This is a genomic window from Maritimibacter fusiformis (assembly GCF_008086115.1).
GTDB lineage: Bacteria > Pseudomonadota > Alphaproteobacteria > Rhodobacterales > Rhodobacteraceae > Muriiphilus > Muriiphilus fusiformis.
Window position 1 is genome coordinate 306527 of the sequence record NZ_VSIY01000015.1, and the last position, 17567, is coordinate 324093.

Here is a 17567-nt window from a genome sequence, read left to right on the forward strand (position 1 = left end):
TCCGGTAGGATGATCCTGACCTTCCCTCCGCCGGTCCTAACCGGTTCAGGTTCAACGGGTTTGCTGGTGCATCTCAGCCGCGCATGCGGCACCCCGAGGTGACTGTGAGCCTAGCCCCGAAGGCTTGCTCCTGCAAGGTGAAAGCCATAAACGGATTTGCGAAGGGAACCCGGCCATGATGAACTCTTTCGGACATATCTTCCGCGTCACCACATGGGGCGAAAGCCACGGACCCGCGCTGGGCGCGACCGTGGACGGTGTGCCGCCGGGGGTGGCGCTGGCGCCCGAGATGCTTCAACACTGGCTCGACCGGCGCAAGCCCGGCCAGTCGAAATACACCACCCAGCGGCGCGAGGCGGACGAGGTGCGCATCCTGTCGGGTGTCTATGAGGGCCAAACCACCGGCACGCCGATCCAGTTGATGATCGAGAACACCGACCAGCGCTCGAAGGACTATGGCGACATCGTCGAGAAGTTCCGCCCCGGCCATGCCGACATCAGCTATTGGCTGAAATACGGCATCCGCGATCCGCGCGGCGGCGGGCGCTCTTCGGCACGCGAAACCGCCGCGCGGGTGGCCGCGGGCGGTGTGGCGCGCGAGGTGCTGAAGGCGCTGGTTCCGGGAATCGAGATCCGGGGCTACATGACGCGGATGGGCGTGCACGAGATCGACCGCGCCCGCATCGACTGGGACGAGATCGAGCGCAATCCGTTCTGGACGCCTGACGCCAAAGCCGCCGAGACCTGGGCCACCTATCTCGACGGGCTGCGCAAATCGGGCAGTTCGGTGGGGGCGGTGGTCGAGGTGGTGGTGCGCGGCGCACCTGCAGGGCTGGGTGCGCCGATCTATGCCAAGCTCGACACCGACCTTGCCGCCGCGATGATGTCGATCAATGCCGTCAAGGGCGTCGAGATCGGCGAGGGCATGAATGCCGCGATGCTGACCGGCGAGGTGAATGCCGACGAGATCGCGATGGGGCCGGATGGGCCGGAGTTCAGCTCGAACCACGCGGGCGGCATCCTTGGCGGTATCTCGACTGGGCAGGACGTCGTGGTGCGCTTCGCGGTCAAGCCGACCAGCTCGATCCTGACGCCGCGCAAGACCATCACCAAGGCGGGCGAACCTGCCGAGATCGTCACCAAGGGCCGTCACGACCCCTGCGTCGGCATCCGCGCCGTGCCGGTGGGCGAGGCGATGGCGGCCTGTGTCATCCTCGACCACCTGCTGCTTCATCGCGCGCAGGTCGGTGACGGCCCGTGCGGGCGGATCGGCTGAGGCGTCAGCTTGTCGCCACCGCCAAAGCCGCGTCCATCAGCGCCTTGATCTCGTCGCGGCCGGTTCCGGCGACGATACGGCCGATCTCACGCCGGTCCGGGCCGATCGCGATCAGGGTCGAGCGGCGCACCACGTTCAGCGACGACACCACCTCGGTGCGCGCCCAGGTGTCCCAGTCGATGTTGATGAAGGTGATCCTGGCCTCGTAGGCCGGGTTCTCGGCCTTAAGCGCGTCCAGAACGCGTTCCTGCGCGGCGCAGGTGGTGCACCAACTGGCCTTGTAGTCGAGGAACACCGTCTCGCCCGCGTCGATCCGTTCGTTGATCAGGCCGGGCTTGTAGTCGAGCGGCGCGGCATGGGCGAGCGTGGGCAGAAGCGGGGTGGCGGCGAGGGTGGCAAGGAATGTGCGGCGTTTCATGTAAACCTCCGGGTCAGATGGAAACGGACAGGTCGATCAGCCAGGCGGGCAGGTTCTGCACCGCCCAGGCTTCGGCGACGTGATGAAGTCGGAACAGAATCGCGAGCCCGACGAGGATGAAGGCAACGCCCAGCACCGGGCGGGCAATACCGGCCATGCGCCTGAGTGCGGTGGCGCGCAGGCCATAGCCGATGGCCAGGATCAGGGTCGAGACGCCCAGCGCGAAGGCCACCATGATCGCCCCGGCCCAGGCTAGGCTTCCACCCTGCGAGGCCAGCGAGATCGCGCCGCCCAGCGTCGGCCCGATGCAGGGGCTCCAGACCGCGCCAAGGAGCAGCCCGCCAAGAAACTGCCCCGGCAGGCCCGAGCGGTCGACACCGTCAAGCCCGGCATCGGCACGGGCGGCAAAGCCTGCGGTGGCTGTGGCGAAGGCGGCGTTGAAGCGTGGCACCAATAGCACGACGCCAAAGCCCAGCATCAGCACCGCACCGGCGCGCGAGACCACGTCTTCGGTCAGCCCTATGGCATGGCCAAAGGTGGTGACCAGCATTCCCAACACCACGAAAGACAGGCTCATCCCCGCCGCCAGTGCGACTGGCCCAAGGCGCGAGGCCTGAAGCGCGGTTGCCAGCACGATAGGCAAAACCGGCAGGACGCAGGGGTTGATCAGCGTCAGCAGCCCGGCGGCATAGGCTAGGATCAGTTCCATGGTGGTCAGATGACCCGGAGCCGTGCGTGCAGTCACGCAACGAAGCCGTGAGCCGGGTCAACTCCGCGTCAGGGAATGTTTCAGACGGCGGGCCCCGCAGGCCGCTGCTTGGCCAGTTGCACGGCGAGGATGCCCAGCGTCACCACCGCAACGCCGACGACATCGAAAAGCCCGAGCGACTCGCCCAGAAGGACAGCAGCGATGGTCACGCCGAAGAACGGGTTGAGGAAATGGAAGGTCGAGGCACGCACCGCGCCAATCCGCGCCACCAGCTTGAACCAGACCCATGTCGCGGCCAGGCCAGGCACCAGCGTGGTGTAGATGAAGGCGACCACCAGTTGCCAGCTCCAGGTGACGACGTGGGTTTCGAAGGCCAGCCCGAAGGGGGCCAGTGCTGCAGCGCCGACCAGCATTTGCAGCCCCACCACCATCAAGAGGTTGCCGCCGCCCGAAACGCTGCGCACCGTCAGCGTGGCCACCGCGAGCGCCAGCGCGGCAATGACACACAGCACGAGGCCGGTCAGGTCGACGCCACCCGACAGGCGCGTGCCCATGATCAGCGCAACCCCGGCAAAGCCCGTGACCAACCCGGCCAACGCCAGCGGCGACAGCCGGTCACGAAACACGATCCAGCCCAGCGCGGCCACCAGCAGCGGCATGGTCGACGCGATGATCGAAGCCAGACCGGCCTCGATCCACTGCATCGCCACGAAGTTCAGCCCGAGGTAGAGCGCATTCTGGCAGATCCCGAAAACCACGACCGAAAACCACTGGCCGCGTGTCAGGCTGATCTTCTGACCAAGGCCGGCGGCGATGGCGATGCCCAGCAGCCCGGAGATCACGAAGCGCAGCGCCAGCGCGCTGATCGGCGGGGCGTCGGCGACGATGATCCGCGCCGAGGTAAAGGCGGACGACCACATCAGGGCGAACCCCAGCCCCATCAAGGTCGCGCGAATGTCCATCCTGTCTCCGGAAAAAAGAAAAGGGCCGCCGTCGGGCGACCCTATCCAAAACATGGCCCGGCGCAAGGCCGGGCGGGCGCGTCAGTTGTTGACGCTGTCCTTGAGTGCCTTTGCGATGGTCATCTTGACCACCTTGTCGGCGTCTTTCTTGATCTGCTCGCCGGTGGCGGGGTTGCGCACCATGCGCTCGGGCCGTTCGCGGCAATAGATCTTGCCGACGCCCGGCAGGGTGACGGCACCGCCGCCCGAGACTTCGCGGGTAATGACCGAAGTCACCGCGTCCAGCGCCGCCGCAGCGGCTTTCTTGTCCGAGCCCATTTCTTCGGCCAGGGCAGCGACCAGTTGGGTCTTGGTCATCGGTTTCGCCATGTATTCTCTCCTCACATGTCCCATTCTTGGGTTCGATGCGGCGCATTTAACTGATAGTCGGCGCGCCGCACAATCTCTGGTGTCGAAAAAAGCCGGAAAATAACGGGTTTTCCACCGATATTTCGTCGGATTTTCGCATTCCCCCTACAGAAAGGCGGTTTCCTCGAACGAGCGCAGTTTCCGGCTGTGGATGCGCTCGAGCGGCATCTCGCGCAAAAGCTCCATGGCGCGGATGCCGATCAGGAGGTGCCGGGCGACCTGAGAGGTGTAGAATTCGCTCGCCATGCCCGGCAATTTCAACTCGCCATGCAGCGGTTTGTCGGACACGCAGAGCAGGGTTCCATAGGGCACCCGGAAGCGAAAACCGTTGGCGGCGATGGTGGCGCTTTCCATGTCGAGCGCGATGGCGCGCGACTGGCTCAGCCGCTGCACCGGGCCGGTATGCTCACGCAATTCCCAGTTGCGGTTGTCAAAACTCGCCACCGTGCCGGTGCGCATGATCCGCTTGAGTTCGTAGCCCTCCAGCTCGGTCACCTCCGCCACGGCGTTTTCCAGCGCGATCTGGATTTCCGCCAGCGGCGGGATCGGCACCCAGGTTGGCAGGTCGTCGTCCAGCACCTTGTCTTCGCGCAGGTAGGCATGTGCCAGCACGAAATCGCCCAACCGCTGCGAGTTGCGCAGGCCGGCGCAATGGCCGACCATCAGCCAGGCATGCGGGCGCAGCACCGCGATGTGGTCGGTCGCGGTCTTGGCATTGGACGGGCCGACCCCGATGTTGACCAGGGTGATGCCGCTGCGGTCGGGCCGTTTGAGGTGATAGGTCGGCATCTGCGGCAGCTTGGCCGGGTGGTCGATGCTGCAACCGGCCTCGAAGATCTCGCAGTTCCCCGGCCCGACGAAACTGGTATAGCCGCTGTCGGGATCGGCCAGCATGGCGCGGGCGACGGCCTCGAATTCCTCGACATAGAACTGGTAGTTGGTGAACAGAACGTGGTTCTGGAAATGCTCGGGCAGGGTTGCCGTGTAATGCGCCAGCCGCGCCAGCGAATAGTCGACGCGCTGCGCGGTGAACGGCGCCAAGGGCGACGAGCCGTCGGCGTGCAGATAGCCCAGCCCGTTGACGATGTTGTCATGGGTGGTCGACAGGTCGGGCACGTCGAACACGTCACGCAGCGGAAACGGCATCGCGCCTTCCTGTGGCACGGTGATGTCCGAGCGTCCGGCAACCGCGAAATGCACCGGGATCGGGGTGGTCGACAACCCGATCCAGATCGGCACGCCGTGGTTCTGCATCAACAACGCGATCTGCTGCGTCAGGTAGTCGCCGAACAGGTCGGGCCGGGTGATCGTGGTCGAATACGCCCCCGGCCCCGAAACATGGCCAAAGCTCAACCGGCTGTCGATCGGATCGTGGCTCGAGGTGCGCAGCCGGATCTCGGGGTAATAGGCGCGAAACCGGTTCTTCGGTCGCGCCGCACCGATCGCGGCCTGCGAGAATTTCTCGGTCAGGAAGGCGCAGGCGTCATCGTAAAGCTCGTTCAGGCGGGCAACCGCGGCGGCGGGGTCTCGGAATCGCTCCGGCTCGGGAATCGCCGGGGTCACGACCGGCAGGGTCAGGTCTCGGGGCGACATCAGGGCTCCTCGAACAGATCGGTAATCTTGAAGGCGGTCACATCGACAAGTCCGAGGTCGGAAATCCGCAGCTCGGGAATGACGACCAGCGCCAGGAGCGAGTGCTGCATGTAGGCGTTGTTGAGTGTGCAGCCACAGGCCGCCATCGCCTCGACCATCGCTTGCGCCTTGGCGGCGACGATCTCGGCGGGTTCTTCCGACATCAGCCCGGCGATCGGCAGTTCCACCAGCGCGATTTCCCGCCCGTCCCGAAACACGGTGATGCCGCCGCCAACCTCGCCCAGCCGGTTCGCCGCCAGCGCCATGTCGGTGCGCGAGGTGCCGACCACGATCATGTGGTGGCTGTCATGCGCCACGGTCGAGGCCATCGCCATGTTGCCGGTGTAGCCGAAACCCGACACGAACCCGTTGACCACGCCGCCGGTGCCCCGGTGCCGCTCAACCAGCGCGATCTGCGCCACGTCGGCGGCCGCATCGCCGTCGACGATCCCGTCTCGCACCTCCAGTTCGGCCGTCAGCGCCCTGGTCGGCGCCTGGTTCTCGACCACGCCGATCACCTTGGCGGTGACGCGGTTGGCGCCCTCGGGGGCAATGATTTCGAAATTGGCGGCGCTCAGGGTCTTGCCCAGATGCACGGTGCCCCGCGCGCTGTCGGGCCAGTCCAGATGCGGCGTCTCGACGGTTATCTTGCCGTCCATCGCCACCGTCCGCCCCCGCGCGATGACCTGCTCGATCGGCAGCGTCACGAGGTCCGAAGTCAGGATCACATCCGCCCGCCGCCCCGGAGCGATGGACCCCAACTCGCGTTCCAGCCCGAAATGCGTGGCGGTGTTGATCGTCGCCATCTGCAGCGCCACCAGCGGATCGCAGCCGCAAGCGATGGCGTGGCGCACCACCCGGTTCATATGCCCGTCATGGACCAGCGTGCCGGAATGGCTGTCGTCGGTGCAGAGGATGAAGTTGCGCGGATCGAGCCCCTTTTCGGTGACGGCGGTAATCTGCGTCTCGACGTCATACCAGGCCGAGCCCAGCCGCATCATCGCGCGCATGCCCTGACGCACCCGCGCAATCGCATCGGCCTCGCAGGTGCCTTCGTGATCGTCGGCCGGCCCGCCGGCGGCATAGGCGTGAAACGCCGTGCCAAGGTCGGGGCTGGCATAATGCCCGCCCACAATCTTGCCCGCCACCTGCGTCGCCGCGATCTCGGCCAGCATCTTGGGGTCGGCATTGACCACGCCGGGAAAGTTCATCATCTCGCCCAGCCCGATGATGCCCGGCCAGGTCATCGCCTCGGCCACATCCTCGGCGCTGATCTCGAACCCGGTGGTTTCCAGCCCCGGCGCGCTGGGCGCGCAGGAGGGCATCTCGGTGAAGATGTTGACCGGCTGCAGCATCGCCTCGTCATGCATCATCCGCACGCCGTCCAACCCAAGCACATTGGCGATTTCGTGCGGGTCGGTGAACATGGTGGTGGTGCCGTGCGGGATGACGGCGCGGGCGAACCCCGCCGGGGTCAGCATCCCGCTTTCGATATGCATATGGGCGTCGCAAAGACCGGGGATCAGATAACGGCCATCGGCCTCGATCACCTCGGTATCGGGGCCGATGCAATGGCCGGCGTCCGGGCCGACATAGGCAAAGCGCCCGTCGGCGATCGCCACCTGCCAGCCGTCCAGCACTTCGCGGCTCTGCACATTGACCAGCTTGCCGCCACGGATCACGCAATCGGCAGGTTCACGCCCGGCGGCAACCGCGACAAGTCGCGCGGCGCTTTCGGGCCAGGATTTGAAGGGTGTATCGCTCATGGAGTGATTGTGAAGCAAAGGCGGGCGAGTGCAAGGTCTCGAGTTATAACTCGAAGAATTTGTCCTTGTAGAAGCGAACTGCCCATGATTCACTGAAATTGAGGCCCATCGACGTTTCGTCAGCTAAGTTTGCCGCCTAGCAGCCCTTCTTGGGCTTGGAGCGTCGGTGCGGCTTCACCGGTACAGTTTTTGGACCCGGCTTCTTGCCACTGCGTACGGTCTTCGTGACCTTCTTGCATCCTGCCATCTAACCACCTCCTTTCCCTCGCAGTAGCGAGCAGATATTGGGAGTGCCGATGGGCCTCATACAAACTATAGGCTTACCAACCGTGTCAAGAAAAGGTAAATATGGATCTTTCAAGGCATGAAAGTTGCCTTAATGTTCTTTTAATTCTCTGGTGATCTGTAGTCACGGTATCATGGTCACCGGCGCCAACGTGGCCGAGACCTTCAACCGCCTGTTCTATTTCGAGCGTGCCGCCGAGACCTATATCCGCGCGCTTCAAACCGGCCAGCCGCTTCGGGTGATGCCCGACGACATCGCCGAAAAGACCGCGCGCGAGATCGACGGCTATCCGGGGCAGGCCGAGCGGCATCTGGATGAGATAAAGCTGATCCTTGATGCCGAAGGGTCGGACTATGCCGCCTGAGGCTTGCGGGTGCGGCGCGCAAATTGGATAAACCGACCATGACAAACACGATGCTCATATTCGGCTGCGGCTATTCCGGCCGCGCACTGGCCAAGACCCTGATCGCCGAGGGCTGGCGCGTCATCGGGACCACCCGCAGCCCCGACAAGGCCGCCGCGCTGGCCGCCGAGGGGATCGAGCCGGTGATTTGGCCCGGCAGCGACATGGCGCCCCATCTGGCCGAGGCCACGCATCTGCTGTTGTCGGCGGCGCCGGACGATGATGGCGATCCGGTTCTGGCGGCCCTGCGCGACGAGATCGCGGCTGAGCGGTTCGACTGGGTCGGCTACCTCTCGACCACCGGCGTTTATGGTGACCACCAGGGCGGTTGGGTCGACGAGACCACGCCGCTGACCCCGTCAACGCGGCGCGGGCGTCAGAGGGTCAGGGCCGAGGGGCAATGGCAGGCGCTGGCGGACGAGGCCGGACTGCCGCTGCATGTCTTTCGCCTGGCGGGGATATACGGGCCGGGGCGGGGACCGTTCGCCAAGGTCCGGCGCGGCACCGCGCGGCGGATCGTCAAGCCGGGGCAGGTGTTTTCGCGCATCCATGTCGAGGACATCGCCGGGGTGCTTGCCGCGTCGATCCGCAGGCCGAACCCCGGGGCGGTCTACAACGTCTGCGACGACCTCGCGGCACCCCCCGAAGATGTTCTGGCGCATGCCGCCGAGCTTCTGGGTGTTGCGCCGCCGCCCGAGGAAGACTTCGCCAGCGCCGAGATGACACCAATGGCGCGCAGCTTCTATGCCGAGTCCAAGCGGGTGCGAAATGACCGGATCAAGACCGATCTGGGTGTCGAACTGAAGTATCCGACCTATCGCGACGGGCTTGCCGCGCTGCTGGCGCTGGAGGCGGAAGAAGAATAGGGCGCCCGAAGGCGCCCCATTCAGCAGGTCTGTCCGGCGTCGCTTACGGCAAGAAGATGATGCTGGTCGCGACGGCCAGAACGAACAGGATCGGCGGCAACAGGTGCTGGTTCATCGACGAACCGGAGGCCTGTTCGATCACGATGGCCGGCTCCATGATCGGTGGAGCGACGGTTCCGGCAACGGCTGCACCAGCGACCAGTGCAAAGGCGGCGCCAAGTACGAACTTTTTCATTTCACTTACCCCAGGTCTTGGAAATTGGACCCGACTAACTTGTGGTTGCATCCGGGCGAAGTCCACCCGTTCCAAGGCTTTGGCGGACAATATTCCGGCGGTGTTGCATATCGGGTGCAATCATGCGCGATCCGTCGCCCGTTTGGCTCCGAGGTCGGCGATTCCAAGCGCGGACAGTGCCTTGGCCTCGATCTGTTCGGCATTCAGCCCGGCGGTTGCATACATGTCTTTGGGGCTGGCGTGGTCGATGAACGTGTCCGGCAGAACCATCGAGCGGAAGCGTAGCCCGGCATCGAACGCGCCATGTTCGGCCAGAAATTGCGCGACATGACTACCGAAGCCGCCGATGGCGCCCTCTTCGATGGTGATCAGCGCCTCGTGATCGGCGGCGAGTGACAGGATCAACGCCTCGTCCAGCGGCTTGGCAAAGCGTGCGTCGGCCACGGTCGGCGTGATGCCCCGCCCCGCCAGCCGTTCGGCGGCCAGCATGGTCTCGGACAGCCGTGTCCCCAGGCTCAGAAGCGCGATGCGGCTGCCCTGTTGCATGATCCGGCCCTTGCCGATCTCCAGAACCTGCGGCGCCTCCGGCATTTCGGTGCCGACGCCCTCGCCGCGCGGGTAGCGCACGGCGGAGGGGCCATCGTCAATCGCGGCGGCGGTGGCGACCATGTGCACAAGCTCGGCCTCATCCGCCGGGGCCATGATGGTGAAGCCCGGCAGGTTGCCGAGATAGGCCAGGTCGAAACTGCCGGCATGGGTTGCGCCATCGGCCCCGACCAGCCCGGCGCGGTCGATCATGAACCTGACCGGCAGACGCTGGATCGCCACGTCATGCACCACCTGGTCATAGCCGCGTTGCAGGAACGTCGAATAGATCGCGCAGAACGGCCGCATCCCGCCCGCCGCCAGCGCCGCCGAGAAGGTCACGCCGTGCTGCTCGGCGATGCCCACGTCGAAGACGCGCGACGGAAAGCGGTCGGCGAGGTAGTTCACCCCGGTCCCGTCCGGCATCGCGGCGGTGACGGCGCAGATGCGGCTGTCCTTTTCGGCAAGCTGGGTCAGGGTCTTGCCGAACACCGAGGTATAGGACGGCGCGTTCGGCTTGGCCTTTTGCTGCTTGCCGGTGACCACGTCGAATTTCGCGGTGGCATGGCCCCGGTCGTTGGCTCTTTCGGCATGGGGGTAGCCCTTGCCCTTCTTGGTGATGACATGGATCAGGACCGGCCCGGTGGCGCGTTCGTGGACGGTGCCGAGCACGCCCATCAACTGATCAATGTCGTGGCCATCGAGCGGGCCGATATAGGAAAAGCCCAGTTCCTCGAACAGGGTGCCGCCGACGGTCATCGACTTCAGCACTTCCTTGGCCCGGCGCGCGCCTTCCTGGAACGGCGGCGGCAACAGGCTGACCGCGCCCTTGGCGGCGGCCTTCAATTCCTGGAACGGTTCGGTCTCATAGAGCCGCGTCAGGTAGTTCGACAGCGCGCCGACCGGCGGCGCGATGGACATCTCGTTGTCGTTCAGGATGACGAACATGCGCTTTTTCAGGTGGCCGGCGTTGTTCATCGCCTCGAATGCCATGCCCGCGCTCATCGAGCCGTCGCCGATCACCGCGACGGTGTCGCCGATGCCGTGCTCGGGCGCGCCACCCAGATCGCGGGCGCAGGCAAAGCCCAGCGCCGCCGAGATCGAGGTCGAGCTATGCGCCGCACCGAACGGGTCATAGGGGCTTTCCGCGCGCTTGGTGAAACCCGACAGCCCGTTCTTCTGCCGCAGCGTGCGGATACGGTCGCGCCGCCCGGTCAGGATCTTGTGCGGATAGGCCTGGTGGCCCACGTCCCAGATCAGCTTGTCGCGCGGCGTGTCGAACACCGCGTGCAGCGCCACGGTCAGTTCGACCACCCCCAGCCCCGCGCCCAGGTGTCCGCCGGTTTCGCTGACGGCGCTGATGGTCTCGGCCCGGACTTCATCGGCCAGTTGCCGCAATTCGCGCAGCGACAGCGCCTTCATGTCGGCGGGCGACTGGATGCGGTCGAGCAGAGGGGTTTCGGGGCGGTCTGGCATCAGAACCTCACGAGGGGCCTACGAGTCCCGCGAGATAACGAAACGCGCGGCCTCCCGCAAGGTTTGCGCCTCATTTCCGTAGGGCGCAAGCGCCTCGCAGGCGGCGTCCACCAACTCCTGCGCCCGCGTCTTGGCGGCGTCGAGACCCAGCAGCGACACGAAGGTCGCCTTGTGCTTGTCCGCATCCTTTCCGGTGGCCTTGCCGACGCGGTCGGGGTCACCCTCGACATCGAGCACGTCGTCGGCAATCTGGAACGCCAGCCCCACCGCCGCGCCATAGCGGCGAAGCGGATCGGTCGACACCCCCGCCATCACCGCCCCGGCCATCGCCGACCAGCGGATCAGCGCCCCGGTCTTGCCCGCCTGAAGTGCGATGATCTGGTCGAGCGTCAGCGGTGTCTCGGCGGTCTCGGCGGCGATATCGAGTGCTTGGCCCAGCACCATGCCCTCGGCCCCGGCGGCATGGGCCAGGCTGCGCGACAGTTCGATCCGCACCTCGGCTGTGCCCACCTCGTCGCGGCCCAGAAGCTCGAACGCCAAGGCTTGCAGCGCGTCACCGGCCAGAACGGCGGTGGCCTCGTCCCACTTGCGGTGAACGGTCGGCTGGCCCCGGCGCAGATCGTCGTCATCCATGCAGGGCAGATCGTCATGCACCAGCGAATAGGCGTGGATCGCCTCGACCGCCGCTGCCGGAAACTGCGCGCTGTCGGCGTCGATACCCAGCATCCGTGCGCCTTCCAGCACCAGGAACGCCCGCATCCCCTTGCCCCCGGCAACCGCGTGGCGCATCGGTGCGGCCATCGGGCCGGACGCGGGCAGGGCGGTGCCCAGGCAGGCTTGCGCGACCTCGCGGGTTTCGGCCAGCCGCGAGCGGAACATCACAACCCTTCGACAGGGGTGGTGCCGGTGGGGTTGCCGTCCTGGTCGAGGGTGATCGCGGCGACCTTCTCCTCGGCTTCCTTGAGCTTGACCTCGCAGCGTGCCTTGAGCTTGGCGCCGCGCTCGTAAAGCTCGATCGACGCCTCCAGCGCCACGTCGCCACGTTCAAGCTGGCCGACCACCGCTTCCAGTTCCGCCATCGCTTCCTCGAAGCTCATCTCGTCCACCGGCTTGTCGGTCATTTTCCGCGCTCCATCAGGATTTCAACGTGCAGGGCCACGCTCTCGGCCAAGGCTTCCAGATCATATCCGCCCTCGAGCGTCGAGACCACCCGCCCGTCGCAGACGTCATCCGCCAGATCGCAGATCCGGTGCGTCAGCCAGCCGAAATCCTCGGTCTGCCAGTGCAGCCCGGCCAGTGGGTCGCGGGCATGGGCGTCGAACCCCGCCGAGACCACGATCAACTCCGGCCGGAATTCCGAGATCCAGGGCAGGATGCTGCCCTCCCACTCGGCCCGCATCCGCTCGCCGCCCGACCCTTCGGACAGCGGCACGTTCAGGATCTGCTCATAGGCGCCCTTCTCATGCGCGCCGCCGGTGCCGGGATAAAGCGGCATCTGGTGCGACGAGGCAAAGCGCGCCCGGCTTTCGTTCCACAGCACGTCCTGGGTGCCGTTGCCGTGATGCACGTCGAAATCCAGCACCGCCACCCGGTCAAGCCCCTGAACGTCCAGCGCATGCAGCGCCGCGATGGCGGCATTGGAGAACAGACAGAACCCCATCGGGCGGGCACGTTCCGCATGATGCCCAGGCGGGCGGCAGGCAACGAAGGCATTGCCGGCCTCGCCCGTCAGCACCGCATCCACCGCCGCGACCGCACCACCCACCGCGCGATAGGCGGCGGTGAGCGAGCCGGGCGACATCGAGGTGTCCGGGTCGATCTGGGTCAGACCCTCGGCCGGCGCGCTGGCGCGGATGCGGTCGAGATGCACCTTGGGATGGGCGCGACGGATATCGGCCTCGTCGCCCAGCGGTGCCTCGCGCCGGTCGAGCGTGGCAAAGCCCGGCGCGGCCAGTGCGGCGTCGATGGCTTTCAGTCGGGCCACCTGCTCCGGGTGGCCGGGAGGGTTGATGTGGTCGAGGCAGTCGGGGTGGGTGAAGAGCGCTGTTGTCATGGCGCGAATGTGTCCTGTCGGGGCGGCAATGCCAAGGGCGGTTTATCTGTGCGCACGCCAAATCCCGGCGACAGGCTGTCGCGCTCAGTCGCCGACCAGCATGTAGCCCGCGCCGCGCACGGTTTGCAGGTGACGCGGCGACTTCGGGTCACGCTCAAGCTTGCGCCGAAGACGGGTGATCTGCACGTCGACGGCGCGCGCCTTGGTGGCCAGCCCGGTGCGCCCCAGTTGCGCCACCAGTTCACCACGCCCGACCGGCTCGCCCGCGCGGTTGGCAAGGATGCGCATCAGGTGCACCTCGGTCGCGGTCAGCCGCACCGGCTCGTCGCCCCGCATCAAGGTGCCGCGGTCCACGTCGAACCGCATTTCGCCCATGGATACGCTCTTGGGGGCGGGTTCCGCGGGCGGTGGCCGGCGGTCGAGAATCGTGTCGATCCGTGCGCGCAGCGCCGCCGGTTCGAACGGCTTGCGCAGCCCGTCGCCTTCGGGATCGTCGCGCCCCAACAGCGCCAGCACCGGCGCCCCGCCCGATACATCCAGGTCGTGCGCACCGCCCAGCCCGATGTCGAGCACGATCAGGTCGAACTCGAGCCCGGCCAGCAGCCGCTTGGCATGCTCCGCGTCGCGCGCCACCGACACCAGGAACCCCTGTTGCCTGAGAAACGCGCGCAACAGTTTGCGCAGCCGTTCATCGCGTTCGACCAGCAGCAGGTGGGCCGGGGTGTCGGGCATCATTCCTCCGGCCCCATCAGGCGGTTGAAGTGGCGCCGCATGTCCGGGTCCATCATCGCTTCGAGCACGGTGCGAAACCCCTGCACCGCGTCCGGGCCGGCGTCGCGATAGGCCAGGCGCATCCGCTCGCGCTGCACATCGGCCAGTTCGCGTTCCAGTTCGACCCCCTTGTCGGTCAGCGCCAGGTTGCGTTCGCGTTTGTCGCGTGTGCCCACCTTGGCCTCGACCAGCCCATCCTCGATGAGCGTGCGCAGCACCCGGTTCAGCGATTGCTTGGTCACGCCGAGAATGGAAAGCAGGTTGTTGACCGTGGTATCGGGGCTGCGACGGATGAAATGCAGCGCCCGGTGATGCGCCCGGCCATAGCCGTGTTTCTGCAGGATGCGATCCGGATCGGCGGTGAAGCCGCGATAGGCGAAGAACATCGCCTCGATTCCGCGCCTGAGTTGCTCGTCGGTCAGAAACAGCAGGGGCTGCCCGCCCGGCCCGCGTCGTTCGTTCATTCGGCCGGTCCTCCGGTCATTCGTTTCTGGCTGCGCGATAGCCTGAATTTTATGTCAGCCTTGTTGACTTTCCAAGACTCAACTGTTAGCGATCTGCGAATTTTTCGCAAGATTACGCCCGAAGCGGACCTTTTTGCGCAACTTTCGCAAAGAACGCGTGGCCAGGAGGTGTGAAGATGGCTGGAGCATACGATGATCGTGACGGCAAGATCTGGGTTGACGGGCAGATGGTCGACTGGCGCGACGCCAAGGTGCATGTCCTGACGCACGGGCTGCATTATGCGTCGTCGGTGTTCGAGGGCGAGCGGTGCTACGGCGGCAAGATCTTCAAGTCGCGTGAACACAGCGCCCGCCTGCTGCGCTCGGGCGAGCTGATCGACATGCCGATCCCGTGGAGAGTCGATCAGATCGAGGCCGCGAAATACGAGGTGCTCGCGGCCAACGGATTCACCGATGCCTATGTGCGGGCCGTGGCCTTTCGGGGCGCGGGCGACGACATGGGCGTGTCGTCGTCGCGCAACCCGGTCAGGCTGGCGGTGGCGGCCTGGGAATGGGGCAACTACTACGGCGACGCCAAGTTCCAGGGCGCCAAGCTCGACATCTCGAAATGGAAACGCCCCAGCCCCGAGACCATTCCCACCGCCGCCAAGGCCGCCGGCCTTTACATGATCTGCACCATGTCCAAGCACGCCGCCGAGGCCAAGGGCTGCTCGGATGCACTGTTCATGGATTATCGCGGCTATGTCGCCGAGGCGACCGGGGCCAACATCTTCTTCGTGAAGGATGGCGAAGTGCATACGCCGATCCCCGACGCGATCCTCAACGGGCTGACCCGCCAGACGGTGATCGGGATGCTCAAGGATCGCGGCGTCACCGTGCACGAACGTCACATCATGCCCGAAGAGATGGAGGGGTTCGAACAGTGCTGGCTCACCGGCACCGCCGCCGAGGTCACGCCGGTCGGGCAGATCGGCGACTATCACTTCAAGGTCGGGACGCTGACACGCGAGATTTCCGAGGCCTACGAGGCGCTGGTGCGCGCCTGAGGGCGCAGGCTTAACGCTTTGGCAGGGTCGGTCGGATAATGTCCCCGGAAAGGTTTTCCGGGGGCAGACATGCCGGCACAGCGCAATAACATTTATCTCATGGCGATCATCGCCTTGGCGATCCTGCCCAGCGCGGTGGCGCTGTCGTGGTTTCATGTCACCAAGAACCCGAACCTGCGCCCCCTTGGCCTGACGCGCGAGGCGCTGCGTGCCTATACCGGCGGTTATGGCGACGGGACCGGCGTCGTGGCGCGCGTGACCGGGGCCGACCTGTCCGGCGACAGGCAGGCTGCCTTGGCGCGTGCGCTGACCAATGCTTTCGGGGCCAAGGGCGTCGATCTCGAGGTGAAATTCCTGCCCGGAACCGGGCCGCCGGTGGTCAGCTACGTCATCGGCACATCGGTGGTCGGTCCCTATCCGGCCACGCGCGCCGCCGAAGGGATCGGCGCGGCAGTGGAAGCCTACCGGATGCGCGTGCCGCCGGGTGGCTAGGGTGAGAGCCGCGCCAGCGCCCAGGACGCGGCCTCGGCCAGTGTCGGGTCGGGATCGGTCAGCAGCGGGCGAAGCGCCGGGATCAGGGACGGATCGCCGGAATTGCCGATGGCATAGCAGACGTTGCGCAGAAACCTGTCGCGCCCGACCCGCTTGACCGGCGAGCCTGAGAACATCGCCCGAAACGCCGTGTCGTCCAGCGCGGCAAGCTCTGCCAGCCGGGGCGCGGTCAGATCGTCGCGCGCGTGATACCGTGCCTCGTGCGCCGCGACCGCGTATTTGTTCCACGGACAGGCGGCCAGGCAATCGTCGCAGCCATAGATGTGGTTGCCCAGAAACGGGCGCAGGTCTTCGTCCACCGGGCCGTGATGCTCGATGGTCAGGTAGGAAATGCAGCGCCGCGCGTCGAGCTGGAACGGCGCCGGAAAGGCATCCGTCGGGCAGGCATCTAGGCAGGCGGTGCAACTGCCGCAATTCTCGCGCCCCGGCGCGTCCTCGGGCAGATCGAGCGTCGTGAAGATCGCGCCCAGGAAAAACCAGTTGCCCAGGTCGCGCGACAACAGGTTGGTGTGCTTGCCCTGCCAGCCCAGCCCGGCGGCCGCCGCCAGCGGTTTTTCCATGACCGGCGCGGTGTCGACGAAAACCTTGATTTCAGTCTCCGGCCCGGCCGCCTCGATCAGCCAGCGCCCGACCCGCTTGAGCCGATTCTTGACGATGTCGTGGTAGTCGCGGTTCTGCGCATAGACACTGATCGCGCCACGGTCGCGCCGCGCCGGCACATCGCGCGGATCGTGCTCGGGCGTATAGGGTTCGGCCAGCATGATGACCGAGCGCGCCTCGGGCCAAAGCGCCGCCGGATTGCCGCGCCAGTGCATGCGCTCGGCCATCCAGCCCATCTGCCCGTGCCGCCCGGCGCGCACGAAGTCGTCAAGCCGCCCGGCGATCTCGGGCACCGCATCGGGCCGGGTGATGCCGACCTTGGCGAAGCCTTCCGCAAGGGCCTGGTCGATCAGCGCCTGTTTCAGCTCATGCGTCAAAAATCGAGGTCCGCGTAATGCGGCGGCGGCGGGAAGCCCGGCACGTGGTCGGCCAGGATCGAGCGGAACGAGGGCCGCGACTTGATCTTGGAATACCACTCGCGAACATTGGCGTTCCGGTCCCAATCCACGTCCGACACGTAGTCGAGCGCCGACAGATGCGCGGCGGCGGCGAAGTCGGCCAGCGTCATGTTGTCCCCCGCCAGCCAGCGCCGCTTGTCCAGAAGCCACCCCATGTAGTCGAGGTGATACTTGATGGCCTTGGCGCCCGCCTTGACGTTGGTGCTGTCGGGATAGCCCTGACCGGACAGCTTCTTGTTCACCCGTTCGTAAAGCAGATTGGCCGTCACCTCGCGATGGAACTTGTCGTCGAACCAGCCGACCAGCCGACGAACTTCATACCGCCCGTCGGCGTCGCGGGGCATCAGCGGCGGCTCGGGATGGCGTTCCTCGATATATTCGCAGATCGCCGCGCTTTCGGTCAGGGTCTTGGTGCCATAGCGCAGGATCGGCACCTTGCCCGCCGGGTTGCGGCGCAGAAACTCGGCGCCCTTTTCCCAATAGCGTTCTTCGACCAGTTCGACCTCGATCTTCTTTTCGGCCAACGACAGCCGGACCTTGCGGCAGAAGGGGGAAAGCTGGAAATGAAACAGGCGGTTCATGGCACATCACTGCTGGTGGG

At 65.9% G+C, this 17567-nt stretch carries 19 protein-coding genes, 1 pseudogene and 1 riboswitch; of the genes and pseudogenes, 5 read left to right on the top strand and 15 right to left on the bottom strand.

Annotated features, from left to right (window positions below):
- Nucleotides 1-5: 5 nt before the first annotated feature.
- Nucleotides 6-106: riboswitch (TPP riboswitch) on the bottom strand.
- A gap of 69 nt (nt 107-175) precedes the next feature.
- Nucleotides 176-1276 carry a chorismate synthase gene (gene aroC, locus FVF75_RS16225; RefSeq protein ID WP_148379832.1) on the top strand — a complete coding sequence of 367 codons (1101 nt, stop codon included), beginning with the start codon at nt 176-178 and terminating at the stop codon, nt 1274-1276.
- 4 nt (nt 1277-1280) lie between these two features.
- On the opposite strand, the gene FVF75_RS16230 is transcribed toward aroC, so the two are convergent.
- The 6 genes from FVF75_RS16230 to ade all read right to left on the bottom strand — a co-directional run bounded on the left by FVF75_RS16230 (nt 1281) and on the right by ade (nt 7171).
- Nucleotides 1281-1694 carry a thioredoxin family protein gene (locus tag FVF75_RS16230; RefSeq protein ID WP_148379833.1) on the bottom strand — a complete coding sequence of 138 codons (414 nt, stop codon included), beginning with the start codon at nt 1692-1694 and terminating at the stop codon, nt 1281-1283.
- A 13-nt stretch (nt 1695-1707) separates the two neighbouring features.
- The gene (locus FVF75_RS16235; RefSeq protein ID WP_148379834.1) at nt 1708-2403 is read right to left on the bottom strand and encodes a cytochrome c biogenesis CcdA family protein; all 696 of its coding nucleotides are present in this window, start codon (nt 2401-2403) and stop codon (nt 1708-1710) included.
- An 80-nt stretch (nt 2404-2483) separates the two neighbouring features.
- Nucleotides 2484-3365 (bottom strand): DMT family transporter, encoded by an 882-nt coding sequence (locus FVF75_RS16240; protein WP_148379835.1) that lies wholly within the window; start codon nt 3363-3365, stop codon nt 2484-2486.
- An 81-nt stretch (nt 3366-3446) separates the two neighbouring features.
- A complete protein-coding gene (locus tag FVF75_RS16245; RefSeq protein WP_148379836.1) occupies nt 3447-3734 on the bottom strand; it encodes an HU family DNA-binding protein in 288 nt (95 codons plus the stop codon).
- 144 nt (nt 3735-3878) lie between these two features.
- Nucleotides 3879-5366, bottom strand: a complete 1488-nt coding sequence (locus tag FVF75_RS16250; protein ID WP_148379837.1) for an AMP nucleosidase — start codon at nt 5364-5366, stop codon at nt 3879-3881.
- Entirely contained in the window at nt 5366-7171 is a 1806-nt protein-coding gene (gene ade, locus FVF75_RS16255; RefSeq protein WP_148379838.1) for an adenine deaminase, read from the bottom strand. Before ade ends, FVF75_RS16250 begins: the two co-directional genes overlap by 1 nt.
- Before the next feature lie 407 nt (nt 7172-7578).
- Here ade and FVF75_RS16260 point away from each other — a divergent pair.
- Together FVF75_RS16260 and FVF75_RS16265 are read left to right on the top strand one after the other, a co-directional pair.
- Nucleotides 7579-7821: pseudogene (locus FVF75_RS16260) on the top strand (hypothetical protein); the annotation flags it as partial.
- A gap of 38 nt (nt 7822-7859) precedes the next feature.
- A complete protein-coding gene (locus FVF75_RS16265; RefSeq protein WP_148379839.1) occupies nt 7860-8726 on the top strand; it encodes an SDR family oxidoreductase in 867 nt (288 codons plus the stop codon).
- A 43-nt stretch (nt 8727-8769) separates the two neighbouring features.
- On the opposite strand, the gene FVF75_RS16270 is transcribed toward FVF75_RS16265, so the two are convergent.
- From FVF75_RS16270 to FVF75_RS16300, 7 genes are all read right to left on the bottom strand, one after another.
- Complete coding sequence (locus tag FVF75_RS16270) at nt 8770-8961, bottom strand: hypothetical protein (RefSeq protein ID WP_148379840.1); 192 nt, start codon at nt 8959-8961, stop codon at nt 8770-8772.
- A 120-nt stretch (nt 8962-9081) separates the two neighbouring features.
- Nucleotides 9082-11022 (bottom strand): 1-deoxy-D-xylulose-5-phosphate synthase, encoded by a 1941-nt coding sequence (gene dxs, locus FVF75_RS16275; RefSeq protein WP_148379841.1) that lies wholly within the window; start codon nt 11020-11022, stop codon nt 9082-9084.
- Between the two features lie 18 nt (nt 11023-11040).
- The gene (locus tag FVF75_RS16280; RefSeq protein ID WP_148379842.1) at nt 11041-11901 is read right to left on the bottom strand and encodes a polyprenyl synthetase family protein; all 861 of its coding nucleotides are present in this window, start codon (nt 11899-11901) and stop codon (nt 11041-11043) included.
- Nucleotides 11901-12143 (bottom strand): exodeoxyribonuclease VII small subunit, encoded by a 243-nt coding sequence (locus tag FVF75_RS16285; RefSeq protein ID WP_148379843.1) that lies wholly within the window; start codon nt 12141-12143, stop codon nt 11901-11903. The genes FVF75_RS16280 and FVF75_RS16285 overlap by 1 nt, the downstream gene beginning before the upstream one ends.
- Nucleotides 12140-13075 carry a histone deacetylase family protein gene (locus tag FVF75_RS16290; protein ID WP_148379844.1) on the bottom strand — a complete coding sequence of 312 codons (936 nt, stop codon included), beginning with the start codon at nt 13073-13075 and terminating at the stop codon, nt 12140-12142. Before FVF75_RS16290 ends, FVF75_RS16285 begins: the two co-directional genes overlap by 4 nt.
- Before the next feature lie 84 nt (nt 13076-13159).
- Nucleotides 13160-13807 (bottom strand): winged helix-turn-helix domain-containing protein, encoded by a 648-nt coding sequence (locus tag FVF75_RS16295; protein ID WP_148379845.1) that lies wholly within the window; start codon nt 13805-13807, stop codon nt 13160-13162.
- Nucleotides 13807-14310 (bottom strand): MarR family winged helix-turn-helix transcriptional regulator, encoded by a 504-nt coding sequence (locus FVF75_RS16300; protein WP_148379846.1) that lies wholly within the window; start codon nt 14308-14310, stop codon nt 13807-13809. Before FVF75_RS16300 ends, FVF75_RS16295 begins: the two co-directional genes overlap by 1 nt.
- 176 nt (nt 14311-14486) lie before the next feature.
- Here FVF75_RS16300 and FVF75_RS16305 point away from each other — a divergent pair, with 176 nt between their 5' ends.
- Both FVF75_RS16305 and FVF75_RS16310 read left to right on the top strand, forming a co-directional pair.
- Complete coding sequence (locus FVF75_RS16305; RefSeq protein ID WP_148379847.1) at nt 14487-15356, top strand: branched-chain amino acid aminotransferase; 870 nt, start codon at nt 14487-14489, stop codon at nt 15354-15356.
- A 99-nt stretch (nt 15357-15455) separates the two neighbouring features.
- Entirely contained in the window at nt 15456-15848 is a 393-nt protein-coding gene (locus FVF75_RS16310; RefSeq protein ID WP_148379848.1) for a hypothetical protein, read from the top strand.
- Here the strand turns inward: FVF75_RS16310 and queG are convergent.
- On the bottom strand, nt 15845-16885 hold the full coding sequence (gene queG, locus FVF75_RS16315) for a tRNA epoxyqueuosine(34) reductase QueG (protein ID WP_246138116.1): 1041 nt from the start codon (nt 16883-16885) through the stop codon (nt 15845-15847). The genes FVF75_RS16310 and queG overlap by 4 nt on opposite strands.
- On the bottom strand, nt 16882-17547 hold the full coding sequence (gene fzlA / locus FVF75_RS16320) for an FtsZ-binding protein FzlA (RefSeq protein ID WP_148379849.1): 666 nt from the start codon (nt 17545-17547) through the stop codon (nt 16882-16884). Before fzlA ends, queG begins: the two co-directional genes overlap by 4 nt.
- Between the last annotated feature and the right edge of the window lie 20 nt (nt 17548-17567).

Bases quoted from the DNA above. Each gene is read 5' to 3' on its own strand.
- aroC (WP_148379832.1), top strand. From the start codon at position 176: ATGATGAACTCTTTCGGACATATCTTCCGCGTCACCACATGGGGCGAA.
- FVF75_RS16230 (WP_148379833.1), bottom strand. From the start codon at position 1,694: ATGAAACGCCGCACATTCCTTGCCACCCTCGCCGCCACCCCGCTTCTG.
- FVF75_RS16235 (WP_148379834.1), bottom strand. From the start codon at position 2,403: ATGGAACTGATCCTAGCCTATGCCGCCGGGCTGCTGACGCTGATCAAC.
- FVF75_RS16240 (WP_148379835.1), bottom strand. From the start codon at position 3,365: ATGGACATTCGCGCGACCTTGATGGGGCTGGGGTTCGCCCTGATGTGG.
- FVF75_RS16245 (WP_148379836.1), bottom strand. From the start codon at position 3,734: ATGGCGAAACCGATGACCAAGACCCAACTGGTCGCTGCCCTGGCCGAA.
- FVF75_RS16250 (WP_148379837.1), bottom strand. From the start codon at position 5,366: ATGTCGCCCCGAGACCTGACCCTGCCGGTCGTGACCCCGGCGATTCCC.
- ade (WP_148379838.1), bottom strand. From the start codon at position 7,171: ATGAGCGATACACCCTTCAAATCCTGGCCCGAAAGCGCCGCGCGACTT.
- FVF75_RS16265 (WP_148379839.1), top strand. From the start codon at position 7,860: ATGACAAACACGATGCTCATATTCGGCTGCGGCTATTCCGGCCGCGCA.
- FVF75_RS16270 (WP_148379840.1), bottom strand. From the start codon at position 8,961: ATGAAAAAGTTCGTACTTGGCGCCGCCTTTGCACTGGTCGCTGGTGCA.
- dxs (WP_148379841.1), bottom strand. From the start codon at position 11,022: ATGCCAGACCGCCCCGAAACCCCTCTGCTCGACCGCATCCAGTCGCCC.
- FVF75_RS16280 (WP_148379842.1), bottom strand. From the start codon at position 11,901: ATGTTCCGCTCGCGGCTGGCCGAAACCCGCGAGGTCGCGCAAGCCTGC.
- FVF75_RS16285 (WP_148379843.1), bottom strand. From the start codon at position 12,143: ATGACCGACAAGCCGGTGGACGAGATGAGCTTCGAGGAAGCGATGGCG.
- FVF75_RS16290 (WP_148379844.1), bottom strand. From the start codon at position 13,075: ATGACAACAGCGCTCTTCACCCACCCCGACTGCCTCGACCACATCAAC.
- FVF75_RS16295 (WP_148379845.1), bottom strand. From the start codon at position 13,807: ATGCCCGACACCCCGGCCCACCTGCTGCTGGTCGAACGCGATGAACGG.
- FVF75_RS16300 (WP_148379846.1), bottom strand. From the start codon at position 14,310: ATGAACGAACGACGCGGGCCGGGCGGGCAGCCCCTGCTGTTTCTGACC.
- FVF75_RS16305 (WP_148379847.1), top strand. From the start codon at position 14,487: ATGGCTGGAGCATACGATGATCGTGACGGCAAGATCTGGGTTGACGGG.
- FVF75_RS16310 (WP_148379848.1), top strand. From the start codon at position 15,456: ATGGCGATCATCGCCTTGGCGATCCTGCCCAGCGCGGTGGCGCTGTCG.
- fzlA (WP_148379849.1), bottom strand. From the start codon at position 17,547: ATGAACCGCCTGTTTCATTTCCAGCTTTCCCCCTTCTGCCGCAAGGTC.